10 protein-coding genes are annotated in these 14,374 nt (G+C 45.5%); 5 read left to right on the plus strand and 5 right to left on the minus strand.

Features of this window, described 5'->3' with window-relative positions:
* The first annotated feature begins 237 nt into the window (after nucleotides 1-237).
* The 4 genes from argR (at nucleotide 238) to L2W36_RS01495 (ending at nucleotide 5,411) form a co-directional block, all read left to right on the plus strand.
* The gene (gene argR, locus L2W36_RS01480) at nucleotides 238-708 is read left to right on the plus strand and encodes a transcriptional regulator ArgR (RefSeq protein WP_006072881.1); all 471 of its coding nucleotides are present in this window, start codon (nucleotides 238-240) and stop codon (nucleotides 706-708) included.
* Nucleotides 709-1,042: 334 nt separating this feature from the next.
* Nucleotides 1,043-2,011, plus strand: a complete 969-nt coding sequence (locus L2W36_RS01485; protein ID WP_006072880.1) for a TAXI family TRAP transporter solute-binding subunit — start codon at nucleotides 1,043-1,045, stop codon at nucleotides 2,009-2,011.
* A 254-nt stretch (nucleotides 2,012-2,265) separates the two neighbouring features.
* Complete coding sequence (locus tag L2W36_RS01490) at nucleotides 2,266-4,845, plus strand: TRAP transporter permease (protein ID WP_171389586.1); 2,580 nt, start codon at nucleotides 2,266-2,268, stop codon at nucleotides 4,843-4,845.
* 125 nt (nucleotides 4,846-4,970) lie between these two features.
* A complete protein-coding gene (locus L2W36_RS01495) occupies nucleotides 4,971-5,411 on the plus strand; it encodes a universal stress protein (protein ID WP_006072878.1) in 441 nt (146 codons plus the stop codon).
* 35 nt (nucleotides 5,412-5,446) lie between these two features.
* On the opposite strand, the gene L2W36_RS01500 is transcribed toward L2W36_RS01495, so the two are convergent.
* Genes L2W36_RS01500 through rapA form a run of 3 tightly spaced genes read right to left on the minus strand, consistent with a single transcriptional unit; the run spans nucleotide 5,447 to nucleotide 10,148 of the window.
* Entirely contained in the window at nucleotides 5,447-6,409 is a 963-nt protein-coding gene (locus L2W36_RS01500) for a D-2-hydroxyacid dehydrogenase (RefSeq protein WP_236109151.1), read from the minus strand.
* 32 nt (nucleotides 6,410-6,441) lie between these two features.
* Nucleotides 6,442-7,179, minus strand: a complete 738-nt coding sequence (rluA, locus tag L2W36_RS01505) for a bifunctional tRNA pseudouridine(32) synthase/23S rRNA pseudouridine(746) synthase RluA (RefSeq protein ID WP_236109152.1) — start codon at nucleotides 7,177-7,179, stop codon at nucleotides 6,442-6,444.
* 59 nt (nucleotides 7,180-7,238) lie between these two features.
* Nucleotides 7,239-10,148 (minus strand): RNA polymerase-associated protein RapA, encoded by a 2,910-nt coding sequence (rapA, locus tag L2W36_RS01510; protein ID WP_236109153.1) that lies wholly within the window; start codon nucleotides 10,146-10,148, stop codon nucleotides 7,239-7,241.
* A 491-nt stretch (nucleotides 10,149-10,639) separates the two neighbouring features.
* Between rapA and L2W36_RS01515 the strand changes: the two genes are divergently transcribed.
* Complete coding sequence (locus L2W36_RS01515; RefSeq protein WP_236109154.1) at nucleotides 10,640-12,016, plus strand: PhoH family protein; 1,377 nt, start codon at nucleotides 10,640-10,642, stop codon at nucleotides 12,014-12,016.
* Between the two features lie 64 nt (nucleotides 12,017-12,080).
* Here L2W36_RS01515 and tldD read toward each other — a convergent pair whose 3' ends face one another.
* Nucleotides 12,081-13,520, minus strand: coding sequence for a metalloprotease TldD (gene tldD / locus L2W36_RS01520; protein WP_006071021.1), 1,440 nt, complete (start codon nucleotides 13,518-13,520; stop codon nucleotides 12,081-12,083).
* A gap of 26 nt (nucleotides 13,521-13,546) precedes the next feature.
* Complete coding sequence (locus tag L2W36_RS01525; RefSeq protein ID WP_236109155.1) at nucleotides 13,547-14,371, minus strand: carbon-nitrogen hydrolase family protein; 825 nt, start codon at nucleotides 14,369-14,371, stop codon at nucleotides 13,547-13,549.
* Nucleotides 14,372-14,374 lie beyond the last annotated feature (3 nt).

The following is a 14,374-nucleotide window of genomic DNA, read 5'->3' on the forward strand; positions in this document are numbered from 1 at the left end:
AATTAACCTCAGCTTTGCGAGCTCGCGCAACTCACTGATTACGTGCTACTACGCTATCATGACAAGAGGGTGATGAGAACCCATTTTTCCCCTTGCTAATTATAAGGTTATCATCGCTAACTTCAGCATTGATAATAGTGATACCGTTGGCATAAACCATGGATTATTTGGTCAAGATCGAGGTTCTGTGCCACAATAGCCGGATCACTGCTAGTTGAACAAAAATAAGAGGCGTTTATGCGCAATAATGACAAACAAGACAACCTGGTTCGCGCGTTTAAAGCGTTACTAAAAGAAGAGCGTTTTGGTTCTCAGGGCGAGATTGTCGACGCATTAAAACTTGAAGGGTTTGAGAACATCAACCAATCAAAAGTGTCACGCATGTTGACTAAGTTTGGCGCAGTGAGGACCCGCAACGCAAAAATGGAAATGGTGTACTGCCTACCAGCAGAGCTTGGCGTTCCAACTGTCTCTAGCTCTCTACGTGAATTGGTTCTTGATATAGATTACAACAACGCTATCGTCGTTATTCACACTGGCCCAGGTGCTGCACAGTTGATTGCTCGATTGCTCGATTCTTTGGGTAAAGCAGAAGGGATTCTAGGGGTCGTTGCAGGCGACGATACCATCTTCATCACACCAACCTTGAGTGTGTCTACCCAGCAATTGTTTGAATCGGTATGTGATCTATTTGATTACGCTGGCTAAGTTTTAAACATTAACATTTAGAATAAAGTATCACGGAACATGATTGTTCCGTGATTTATATCACATCTTGATAAATCGAAAAATAAGCCACAAAAAACACCTAATTACCTGTTTTTATTGAATAACACCCTAATCACCCCTATCCTTCTAAATCCTCTAGCACAGACAATTCCCCTATATTCATTAACAATTCAGTAATTTTCTGCCAATTTTTTTGGTATGATTGCGCCACTTTTTCAACATATGGATTGAAAAAGATGCCGTTTCCACATAGGAAACCTCTGAAGACATCTATAGTTATTCAGGGCTAATAATGAATAAGGAAGGGAAATTCATGGCATTTAAGAAACTTGTTAAAATTGGTGCTATTGCCGCTGCAGTTATGGGCACTGGCGCTGTTAACGCTCAAGAGTTCATCACAATTGGTACAGGTTCGGTAACAGGTGTTTATTACCCAACTGGTGGCGCAATCTGTAAGCTTGTGAATAAAGGCCGTAAGGAACACAATATTCGTTGTTCAGTAGAGTCCACTGGTGGTTCTATCTACAATGTCAACACAATGCGTGCTGGTGAGTTAGATTTCGGTATCGTTCAATCTGACTGGCAATATCACGGCTACAACGGCACAAGCAAATTTGAAGAGCAAGGCCCTTACAAAAAGCTTCGTGCAATGTTCTCTCTGCACACAGAACCATTCAACATTATCGCTCGCACTGATGCTGGTATCGAAAACGTAACTGACCTTAAAGGTAAGCGCGTGAACATCGGTAACCCAGGCTCAGGTGACCGTGCGACAATGGGCGTTGTTATGGATGCAATGGGTTGGACCAACGCAGACTTTAAACTTGCATCAGAGCTTAAAGGTTCAGAGCGTTCTCAAGCACTTTGTGACAATAAAATCGACGCATTCGTTTATGTGGTTGGTCATCCAAACGGATCAATCAAAGAAGCAACAACATCTTGTGATGCTAAGCTAGTTCCAGCAACAGGCGCACAAATCGATGAGATCGTAGCGGCAAACCCATACTACGCGTACAGCAATGTACCAGCAGGTATGTACCGTGGCACGGATCAAGATGTGAAGAGCTTTGGTGTAGCAGCAACAATGGTAACCACATCAGATGTTTCTGATGAAGTGGCTTACAACGTTGCAAAAGCAGTGTTTGAAAACTTTGACACGTTCAAACGTCTGCACCCTGCATTTGCTAACCTGAAGAAGGAAGACATGGTACAAGCAGGCCTATCTATTCCTCTTCACCCAGGTGCAGAGAAGTACTACAAAGAAGTTGGTCTTCTTAAGTAAGACGACTCCGTAGGGGAAGGCTCCCTTCCCCTATCACTTTTCTAATATGAGTATCACTCAAAACAATCAACACCAATTAACCCAATTGGTGTGGCTATTTGGGCTCTCTTTCCAAGCCCGTCATTTTTAGAGCCTTAAGAAACACAACTAAAACCACACGTTTGCATCCATTGACTACAATGTTAAATGCGAAATATGGTTCGTTCATTTTGTTTGAAAAACACTGGACCATAAAATAATAAAGGAAAAAGTACATGACGCAGACAACACAACCGTCGCAAGATGTGCAAGAAATGGTCGCACAAGCTGACACTGGAGCAAGAAGCCCGAAAGGGATTCCCGCAAAAATACTTTGGTTTGTTCCACTATGTTGGTCGCTATTTCAACTTTGGTACGCATCCCCACTGCCGTTCATTTTTAACTTTGGCGTACTAAACGACACAGAAGCACGTTCAATTCACTTAACGTTTGCTATTTTTCTAGCGTTTACCGCTTATCCTGCAATGAAGGGGTCACCGCGCGATCGAATCCCTGCCATCGACTGGATTTTAGCACTGGCAGGTAGTTTATCTGCTGCCTACATTTACCTCTTTTACACTCAATTAGCAGGCCGCTCGGGCGCACCAACGACAATGGACATTGTCGTTGCCTGTACAGGTATGGTTCTACTACTTGAAGCAACACGTCGTGCTTTAGGTCCGCCGCTAATGGTCGTCGCTGCAGTATTCTTGTTGTATACCTTTGGCGGTCCATACATGCCGGATGTTATCGCTCACAAAGGCGCAAGCTTAAACAAAGCGATGTCACACCTGTGGCTAACGACAGAAGGTGTATTTGGTGTTGCTCTTGGTGTTTCAACGTCATTTGTATTCTTATTCGTTTTGTTCGGAGCCATGTTGGAGCGAGCTGGAGCAGGTGCTTACTTTATTAAAGTCGCATTTTCTCTATTAGGTCACATGCGTGGTGGTCCCGCAAAAGCGGCCGTTGTGGCATCAGGTCTGTCAGGCTTGGTTTCTGGTTCTTCCATCGCCAACGTAGTAACTACAGGTACCTTTACCATACCTCTAATGAAGCGCGTTGGCTTTCCAGGGACGAAAGCGGGGGCTGTGGAAGTTGCTGCATCAACCAACGGTCAGCTAACGCCACCGATCATGGGCGCTGCGGCATTCCTGATGGTTGAGTATGTGGGGATTTCATACGTTGAAGTAATCAAAGCAGCGCTACTACCTGCGCTGATTTCTTATATCGCTTTGATTTACATTGTTCACCTTGAAGCTTGCAAAGCGGGTATGACTGGCCTACCGCGCCGCCATAACCCGACGCTAGTTCAAAGTCTCTTATCATTTACCGGCACCATTCTTGGTCTTTGTGTCATTAGTGCTGTGGTGTACTACGGCATTGGCTGGACCAAAGACGTGTTTGGTGACGCTGCGACCCCAATCGTAGGTGTTGTGCTCTTGATATCTTATATCGCGTTACTGCGCGTCTCAGCTAAGTATGCGAAAGAAGGTGGTATTGAAATTGATGCAGAACTTACTGAAGTGCCAGATCCGGGTCCAACCATCAAGTCTGGTTTACATTTCCTACTGCCAATCGTGGTTTTAGTGTGGTGTTTGACGGTTGAGCGCTTTTCTCCGGGTCTCTCAGCGTTCTGGGCAACGGTCTTTATGATCTTCATTCTGATTACCCAGCGCCCACTGATCGCAATCATGTCGAAAACCAGTGATGTCAATGCAGAGATCAAAGCTGGTTTTGTCGATTTGGCAGAAAGCCTAGTGTCTGGTGCACGCAACATGATTGGTATCGGTGTGGCGACAGCTGCTGCGGGTACCGTAGTGGGTGTGGTTACACTCACGGGTATCGGCCTTGTAATGACCGACTTCGTTGAGTTTATCTCAGGTGGTAGCATTATCTTGATGCTGCTATTTACCGCCGTCATCTCTCTTATCCTCGGGATGGGTCTACCAACAACAGCAAACTACATTGTTGTTTCAACTCTCATGGCGCCTGTTATCGTCACATTGGGTGCAGCACACGGTTTGATCATCCCACTGATTGCCGTTCACCTATTTGTGTTCTACTTCGGCATCTTAGCCGATGACACACCACCAGTTGGTCTTGCTGCTTTTGCCGCAGCTGCAATTGCTAAGTCCGATCCAATTCGCACCGGTATTCAAGGCTTCACCTACGATATTCGAACTGCAATTTTGCCTTTCATGTTCATCTTTAACACTCAATTATTGATGATGGGAATTGACTCGTGGTGGCACCTTGCTCTGACGGTTATCTCTGCGATTATTGCGATGCTTATTTTCTCAGCGGCCACTCAAGGTTGGTGGTTTACTAAGAACAAGTGGTGGGAGACTGTATTGCTACTTGTATTAACGTTTACCTTCTTCAGACCAGGTTTTTGGTGGGATATGGCTTTCCCTGCGAAAGTTCTTTCGCCAGGTGTTGAGATAGCTCAAGTTGTTGAGAAGCTAAATGTTGGACAATCCATCGAGTTACGTGTTGCAGGTGAAACCCTCGAAGGTAAGTACGTTGAAAAAACCGTTCGACTACCTTTTGATGATAGCGCTGTCACCGCAGAAGAGCGTATCGCTTCGATGGGACTAATGCTCGACAAAGATGCTGATAAAATGATCATCGATATGGTTGAGTTTGGAAGCCCAGCAGAAGCATCCGGTCTAGACTTTGACTGGGAAATAAAATCTATTGTGCAGGATGCCGATAGACCAATGAAAGAGTGGGTATTTGTACCTGCGTTGCTCTTGCTTCTCGCGATGGCGATGAACCAAAAGCGTCGTGCTCGTCGTGAAAACTTGAGCGCATAAAGGTATCAGGCTCTGGACTCGCTTTTGAACCCAGAGCCTAAAAACCTTAATACGGAACGGATAAAACTAGCCAAGCGTATGCTTTACCCTATGCTAGTAGGGTACAAACCAAAAAGAGAAAACACATGTACAAGCAAATCCTTGTTCCTGTCGATTTAAACGATAAAGGCTTTTCAGACAAAGCTGTAGAAATCGCGGTATGGCATGCTAAGCACTCTAATGCCGAAGTGCATTTACTAAATGTTCTGCCGGGTATCCATATGTCTATGGTGGCTACGTATTTCCCTAAAGATGCCGCCTCGCAAATGAAAAATGATGTCAAAGCGCAACTTAAATCATTTGCTGATCAGCACATCCCTGATGAAGTCGTCTATAAAGTTCATGTTGCTGAGGGTAAGCCTTATGCAACTATACTTGATTATGCGGAGCGCTTAGGCGCAGACTTAATTGTTATGCCAAGTCACAAACGCTCTAAGATCGACAAGGTAGTTCTTGGCTCTGTTGCAAGTAAAGTGGTTCAGAACTCACCCATCAATGTACTGGTCGTTAAACCACAAGCAGATTAATTTCCTCGCCCCACTTTACGTGGGGCGAGTTATTTCTAGACCACTCTATTTTGCGTTTTGCCTTGTTCTACCGCTTCAATATTACTCACTAATATTTCACAAAGCTTCTCTATGGAAGAGCGGCTTCCCCATGCGACATGCGGCGTTAAAATGAGATTGGGCAAATCCATATTCTCGATTAGAGGATTCGTTTGAGGCGCAGGCTCTTCTGTAAACACATCCACTCCTGCTCCAGCAATGTGATTCTCCTTTAGAGCACAAACCAAATCCGCTTCGTTAACCAAGCCACCACGTCCAGTATTAATCAATATCGCCGTAGACTTCATTTTCGACAATGCTTCACTATCGATAAGATTGGTTGTTTCCTCGGTCAAAGGACACAGAAGGGCAATGGCATCGCTAGTTTTCAAAAATCGTTCAAAAGGTACATAGCCCTCGCGGCATTGTGTTACACCTTTGCGTTCGGAAAACTGCACTTTCATACCAACTGCTCTAGCAAGTGTCGCTGTCGCCTGCCCTAGGGCTCCACTACCAATAATACCTAAGGTAGATTGAGCAATATCTTGAATAGGATGAGTGAAGAAACAGAACTTATTCTGGCGTTGCCACTCACCATTGCGGATATCGTTGTGGTAAGCAGGAATATTTCGCATCAAAGTAAATAGCAATGCAATCACATGCTCAGGCACCGATTGAGTCGCATAACCTTGGACATTGGTAACGTTAATGCCGCGTTGCGCGCAGTAATCAAGCTCGACGTTATTAACCCCAGTAGCAGCCACCGCAATATGTTTTACTTGCTTGGCCTGTTTAAGAATGTCTGAACCTAAATAGACTTTATTGCTGATGACGACATCCGCATCATAAATACGCTCTAAGACTTGTTCAGGCGAGGTCGACTGATACTCGACCCATTGATGTGCGAAATTTGGAGTAGGAATCGTGATGGACCCTGGAATGGTATCACGATCTAAAAAGACAATTTTCTTAGTGGCCATGACTTCTCCTTGATGTCGTACGGCCACACACTTTATGACCGAGGCAAGGTCTTATAATCCGGTAAATCTGGCGCGGGGTCAAAATGTTGCACCACTAATGACTCAGACACTTGATGAAAATCGCATGGCACGAAAATGGATTGTAGCTTTTCAGTTTCAGGATGGTAGAAACACAGCTCTGCCGCATGCAGCTCTAATCTATCTGAGAACATCAGCGCTTCTTCATGGGCATAAAACTCATCACCAACGATAGGATGCCCCAGTTCCAATAAATGCACTCTTAGTTGATGTGAACGTCCGGTAATAGGAAATAAACGCACAATACTTGTCTGTTGTTCCTGCTTTACCACTTGGTAGTATGTTTGCGACGGCTTGCCATGTTCGTAGCACACTTTCTGCCTTGGGCGATTCGGCCAATCACAAATAAGCGGTAAATCGATTAACCCTTCCGATTCAGCAGGTGTTCCCCAAACTCGCGCATAGTAAACTTTATGAGTAAGCCGATACTGAAATTGTTTCTTTAGAGAACGTTCTGCTTCTTTGTTTTTCGCTAGTAACATCAGCCCAGAGGTCGACATGTCTAAACGATGCACTACTTGAATCTCGGGATACACCTCAACAAGACGGCTCCACATACTGTCATAATGCTCGGGCGCTTTCCCTGGCACAGATAACAAGCCTGAAGGTTTGTTTACCGCGAGAATATGTTCATCTTCAAATACAGTGTCTATCCAAGGATCTGTTGGAGGTGTGTAGCTAAGCATGGCCATAATAATTTACCGCATCACAATGAAGTAGGACGCAGATATCTGCGCCCTATTTTGTGTTATTAGTTGTGGCTGACAACGATCAGACGTAGTGAATCCAGTTGGACTTGTGCTTTCGCAATATAACCATCAAGCTCTTTGATTTGAGCTTCAATCGCTTCGATTTCCTCGTTACGAATATTTGGGTTCACCGCTTTTAGCGCCTGTAAGCGTTCTAGTTCACCATTCAAGCTCGCATACATTACTTTATGCGCTTGCTCGCGAACCGCCACGACTTTCTCTTCTACCGCCTCATTACCCGATTCAATCAATCGATGAACATCGGCTTGAACAGACGTCACCAACTTACTGCCCAAATGGCGATTCACAGGGCTGAGCTGACGGTTGAAGCCTTCAAACTCTACTTGTGAAGAGAGATCATTACCGCGAGCATCCATCATCAAGCGAATCGGTGTTGGTGGTAAGAAGCGGCTAATACCACTCTGTTTTGGTGCTTGCGCATCCACAACATACACCAACTCCAATAAGATAGTACCGACTGGCAGTGCTTTGTTTTTCAGAAGCGAAACGGCGCACGTCCCTACGCCTTCACTCATCACGAGATCGATACCGCCCTGAATCATTGGATGTTCCCAACTAATAAAGTTCATATCTTCACGAGAAAGCGCCGTATCACGGTCAAACGTAATGGTTGCTCCTTCATACGGTAGGCCTGGATAGCTCGGTACCATCATATGCTCAGAAGGCGTCACCACCAGAGCGTTTTCACCTTTGTCATCTTGGTTTAAACCAATGGTGTCAAACAAACTCAGTGCGAATGTGACTAAGTTAGTATCGCCATCGGTCGCTGCAATCTTTTCGACAATCTCTTGCGCTGCTTCACCACCATTAGAATGCATCTCAAGTAAACGGTCACGGCCTTGCTCAAGTTCATGCTTAAGCTCTTGGTTGTAATGTCTTGAGCCTTCAATCACCTCATCCAGCTCGGTCGTATCGCCACTCGCAAGCATGTTGATAATGCTCTCTTCATAGCGGTCATACACCATACGTCCCGTTGGACACGTCTCAGCAAATGCATTGAGTCCTTCATCGAACCAACGTGCTAGTATCGCTTGAGAGGTGTTCTCTAAATAGGGAACGTGCACGTCAATATCACGCTTCTGACCAATACGGTCCAAACGGCCAATACGCTGTTCTAGCAAGTCTGGGTTGAATGGTAAATCAAACATCACCAGTTGGTTCGCAAACTGGAAGTTACGACCTTCAGAACCAATTTCACTACAGATCAAGACCTGAGCACCACCTTCTTCTTGAGCGAAGTAGGCTGCTGCTTTATCACGTTCAAGAATCGACATACCTTCATGGAACACAGTTGCACGGATACCTTCACGTTCACGCAACGCTTGCTCAAGCTGAAGAGCGGTACTTGCACGTGATGCAATCACCAACACTTTCTCGCTGCGCTTTGCTGTGATCTTTTCAATCAGCCAGTTAACACGAGAATCGAACTGCCACCAGCTAGAGTCTTCGCCTTCAAACTCTTGGAAAATCTCTTCAGGGTAAAGCATTTTCATCGCGCGTGCTTCTGGTGCCATCTTGCCACCAATCATGCCTGATACGCGCATAGAGGTGGTGTATTGCTGTGGAATCGGCATCGGCACAAGGTTTACGTTACGCTTTGGAAAGCCTTTAATCGCGGCACGCGTATTTCGGAACAGCACTCGTCCAGTACCGTGGCGATCCATTAGGTTGTCGATAAGCTCTTGACGTGCCGTGGCTTTTTCTTCATCACTGGCATTGCTATCTAGAACGTTGAACAATGGCTCAACGTCTTGCTCAGACAATAGCTCAGTAATTTGGTTTTTCGCCTCATTGCTCAGCGCTTCCCCTGAGAACAGAGCTGTTACTGCATCGGCAACTGGCGCATATTGCTCTTCTTCTTTAACGAAAGATTCATAATCAAAGAAACGGTCTGAATCGAGAAGGCGCAATCGTGCAAAGTGGCTTTCGCGTCCCAACTGCTCTGGTGTTGCTGTTAGCAAAAGGACACCCGGTGTCTTTTCGGCCAGCGCTTCAATGACTTGGTACTGACGACTTGGATTGTCTTGACTCCACTCAAGGTGGTGCGCTTCATCTACGACCAGCAGATCCCATTCGCCTTCCAATGCTTGTTCAAAACGTTTACGACTCTTACGTAAAAAGTCCAAAGAGCATAGGACAAACTGTTGAGTATCAAACGGGTTATCCGCTTCTGCGTATGCCTCAATACAGCGTTCTTCATCAAAAATAGAGAAATGCAGATTGAAACGACGCATCATTTCTACCAACCATTGATGCTGTAGTGTCTCTGGTACCACAATCAAAACACGTTGAGCACGGCCAGACAGCACTTGCTGGTGAATGATCATACCTGCTTCAATGGTTTTACCGAGACCAACTTCATCAGCTAGCAATACACGTGGCGCATAACGACGACCCACTTCATGAGCAATAAAGAGCTGGTGAGGAATCAAGCCTGCACGCATACCACAAAGACCGCGCATTGGACTTTTGTGTTGTTCGTATTGATTACTTAGTGCACGATAGCGCAGTACAAAGTTATCCATTCGGTCGATTTGACCTGCAAACAATTTGTCTTGCGGCTTGTTAAAACGAATTTGATGGCTCAAGAAGATCTCGCGCAATGAAACGCCCTGCTCTTCTGTATCTTGACGTATACCGACATACGTTAATACGCCTTGGTCTTCGAGCACTTCTTCAACTAGAAGCGTCCAACCTTCTTGGCTATCTATGACATCGCCAACATTAAAGATAACTCTGGTGACTGGCGCATCACTGCGTGCGTACACACGGTTTTCTTCTGATGCAGCAAACATAAGAGACACTGTTCTCGCATCCAATGCGACGACCGTACCTAAACCTAAATCACTTTCCGTATCGCTAATCCAGCGCTGCCCTAAAGCAAATGTCATAGAGAGACTACCTCAACTCGTATCGATATCTTTTGGTCATTCAAACGGTAACTCAGTCGAAAACTAAGCTCAAAACCCCGCCCAAATAATAGTAGGTGATAGAGCAAATATTGCTCATTTTCACCCTAGGGTGAAAGGTCGCTAATCTTACTTGAAGGCGTGATGCAGGTCACGCCAATTACAAGGAAATCCTAAGTTTTTTTTGTATTGTCGTGGCTGACATCAAACTGCAAAAAAATAGTGGCAAATGTAAAGACCAAAGTGAGTTTTTTCACTTATACTCAAATTGTAAACGTTAATAACATGTTACCAAAGAACCATGTTTTAATTGGATACAAGGGTATCAGGTTCAATCAGACTAACCATCGATTGAACATAGCAAGGTTGACTCACTAAGATAGGAAATCCGAGCCAGCATTGACCCCAGTCTGACTCGTTCCCAATCCGAGTTAACCGCAAAGGACAAGCGCCAGTTGCGGCAAGGAGACTCTATGGGCGATACCGACCGTAAATTTTTCGTTCTCGACACCAACATCCTTCTCCACGAACCCCACGCCATTTTTTCGTTCAAAGAACACGACGTCGTCATACCCATGACCGTACTTGAAGAACTCGATCGCATTAAGGACAGCAAACGCGATGTTGCTCGTGATGCACGCGTCGCAATTAGAGCTCTTGAAGATATCTTTAAAGAAGCGACGCCTGATGAAATTTCTGAAGGAATTCCCTTCTCTCACCAAATGGAAGCAACAGGAACCATTTCAATATTGGCAGATTATGTGCTGCAAGAAACAGTCAAAGCTTTCGCCGACAAGGAAGGCGACAACCGGATTCTCAATGCGGTGCTCTACTTGCAAAATAAACGCTCTCCTCGAGAAGTCGTTTTAGTCACTAAAGACATCAACATGCGCTTAAGAGCTAAAGGAGCTGGTGTTCGCTTTGTTGAAGACTACCGTACTGATCAACTAATCGATGATGTTCAGTACCTCACAAAAGGTTTTCAAAAATCTGAAGGGGCGTTTTGGGAACATATTGACGAGGTGGAAACCAAAACCCTCGCCAACAAGACATATCACACTTTCGACAGAGCCGCGATTGACCCAACGTTTATCAATCAATACTTGATCGATGATAGTAGTGATTTTGCTGGACGAGTAGCCAACATTGATAGTGATAAAGTGACAATTCGAGATCTGAGCCAAGAACGCCTATTGTGTCGACAAGCATGGGACATTCGCCCTAAGAATATCTACCAAGGCATGGCCATGGATGCTTTACTCGACCCTGATATCGATTTAGTGATTCTCACAGGTGCCGCTGGTAGTGGTAAGACGCTACTCGCTATGGCTGCAGCGCTAGAGATGACGATAGAGAGAGGTATGTTCGATAAGATCATCGTCACCCGAAATACACCAGATATTGGCGAGTCCATCGGTTTTCTTCCGGGTACTGAAGAAGAAAAAATGATGCCTTGGTTGGCTGCCATTACCGATACACTCGAAGCGCTACACAAGAACGATCACTGCACTGAGGGCTCACTGAAATACATCTGTGATAAAGCGAACATTCAGTTCAAATCTATTAACTTCATGCGCGGACGTTCAATCCAAAATGCGTTTGTTTTACTCGATGAGTGCCAGAACTTAACAGCCTCTCAGATTAAAACCATCATTACTCGCTGTGGTGAGGGGACTAAGATTGTCTGCTCGGGTAACTTAGCACAAATTGATTCCCCGTACTTAACGCCAGTAACATCAGGGTTAACATATATGGTTGAGCGCTTTAAGAACTTCGGAGGCAGTGCCAACATTCACTTAAATGGTGTGGTAAGAAGTAGATTGGCCGAATTTGCAGAGGAAAACTTGTAAGTGGCTGAGACGTCATCCCCTTGAAAAAGGGGATGACGGTAGTTTTTGCTTTATACTTGTGAACTTAGTCAGTACCGCCGACAGTTAGTGCATCTAACTTCAAGCTTGGCTGACCAACACCAACTGGCACACTTTGCCCAGCCTTACCACAGACGCCAACACCGCGGTCGATACTCAGGTCATTACCCACCATAGAGACTTGCTGCATCGCTTCGATACCAGAGCCAATTAGCGTCGCACCTTTCACTGGCGCAGTAATCTTACCGTCTTCGATGAGATACGCTTCTGATGCTGAGAACACAAACTTGCCAGAGGTAATATCAACCTGACCACCACCAAAGTTTGGTGCATAAAGACCTTTCTTCACGGTAGAGATAATTTCTTCTGGAGAATGCTCACCCGGCAACATATAAGTGTTGGTCATACGAGGCATAGGTAAGTGGGCATAGGATTCACGACGGGCGTTACCTGTAGGGTTTACTCCCATTAGACGCGCATTAAGCTTGTCTTGCATGTAACCTTTTAGAGTGCCATTTTCAATCAACGTATTGTACTGCCCATGAACACCCTCATCGTCCACGTTAAGCGAACCACGAAGGTCTTGCAGTGTTCCATCATCAACAATCGTACACAGGTTTGATGTGACTTGCTGACCTACCTTGCCAGAGAATACTGATGACTCTTTACGGTTAAAATCACCCTCTAGGCCATGACCTACGGCTTCGTGTAACAGTACTCCCGGCCAACCAGAACCTAGTACAACTGGCATAGTACCAGCAGGTGCGTCAATCGCTTCCAGATTGACTAGCGCTTGGCGAATGGCTTCATCCGCATAGTTGTAAGCGACTTGTTGACCTTCTTCTGTTGAGAGGAAGAAATCGTAACCATAGCGGCCACCACCACCGGCACTACCACGCTCACGACGGTCACCTTTCTGTGCTAATACACTGATAGATAAGCGCACCAATGGGCGCACATCTCCAGCAAAGGTTCCATCGGTTGCCGCCACTAGCATTTGCTCATAGACGCCACTTAAGCTGACAGAGACTTCTTTAACTAAAGGCTCTTTAGTACGAATGTAGGCATCAAGCTGCTTTAGCAGTTCAGTTTTTTGTTGTTTTTCCCAACTTTCTAATGGGTTAACCGCTGCATAGTAAGCTTGATTATCGCGACGAGTAAGCGCGTTAACTTGCGCGCTTTGACCTTGCTGTGCAATGCCTCTTGCCGCTACTGCACTTTGCTTCAGACCATCCAGTGTGATTTGGTCTGAGTATGCAAAACCCGTTTTTTCGCCAGCAACCGCTCTAACACCAACACCGCGGTCGATATTAAATGAACCGTCCTTGATGATGCTGTCTTCGAGCACTAGAGATTCGTGCCAGCTGGATTGAAAATAGATATCCGCATAGTCAATCTGGCGAGTTGCAATGCTCGCAAGCGTAGCTTCAATATCTTGCTCAGACAGACCTGTAGGCCCTAATAGCGCGTCTTCTATGCGTTCCATATGATTACTCTTTATAGTAAATATAATTAGTGTAAGTGCTGTTCAAATCGAATGTGTTTAGCGACAGGCATACTCTGTCTCACTTCTTCAACAACATCAAAATTCAGTTCGGCGGTTATTGTACCTGTCTGCTGCTCAAGCCGTCCTTGAACCTCTCCCCAAGGCGATATCACCATAGAGTGTCCCCAGGTTTCTCTTCCACACGGGTGGGTGCCACATTGATTAGCTGCGACTATCCAACATTGGTTTTCAATCGCTCTAGCACGCAACAGGACTTCCCAATGTGCCTTTCCAGTCACCGCAGTAAATGCCGCAGGCACAACAATTACGCTCGCCCCTTGAGCCCTCAACGCACTGAATAGATGTGGGAAACGCAGGTCATAGCAGATGGTTAAGCCCACCGCACCAAAATCAGTCGGCACCATCGCAATGCTTGTACCCGCTTTAAACGTTTCTGATTCACGGTAATTTTTGTGACCATCATTGACGTCTACATCAAACATATGCAGCTTATCATAATGATTCATACGCTGCCCATTTACGTCAAAGACCAGCGTTGTTGTAGTCACTTCCGTTTCAGAAACCCGAATAGGAAAGCTGCCAATAATAAGGTGAATCTGATGGCGTCTTGCTAAGTCAGATAACTTGTCTTGATACTTGCCTTTTCCTAAAAATTCCGCGTGACGGTGATAATCGTCACGGGAACCAAAAACCAGCGAGTTCTCTGGGGTAAGAATCCACTTCATCCCCTTAGCAGAAAGAAACTCAACCTTATGTTCAATGAACTTGAAGTTCTCTTCTGGTTCAGGTCCTGATGTCATTTGTATGATGCCAAAGCGTTCCTTGCTCATGGT

The sequence above is a fragment of the Vibrio sp. McD22-P3 genome (assembly GCF_021568915.1).
In the GTDB taxonomy this organism is placed as follows: Bacteria; Pseudomonadota; Gammaproteobacteria; order Enterobacterales; family Vibrionaceae; genus Vibrio; species Vibrio mediterranei.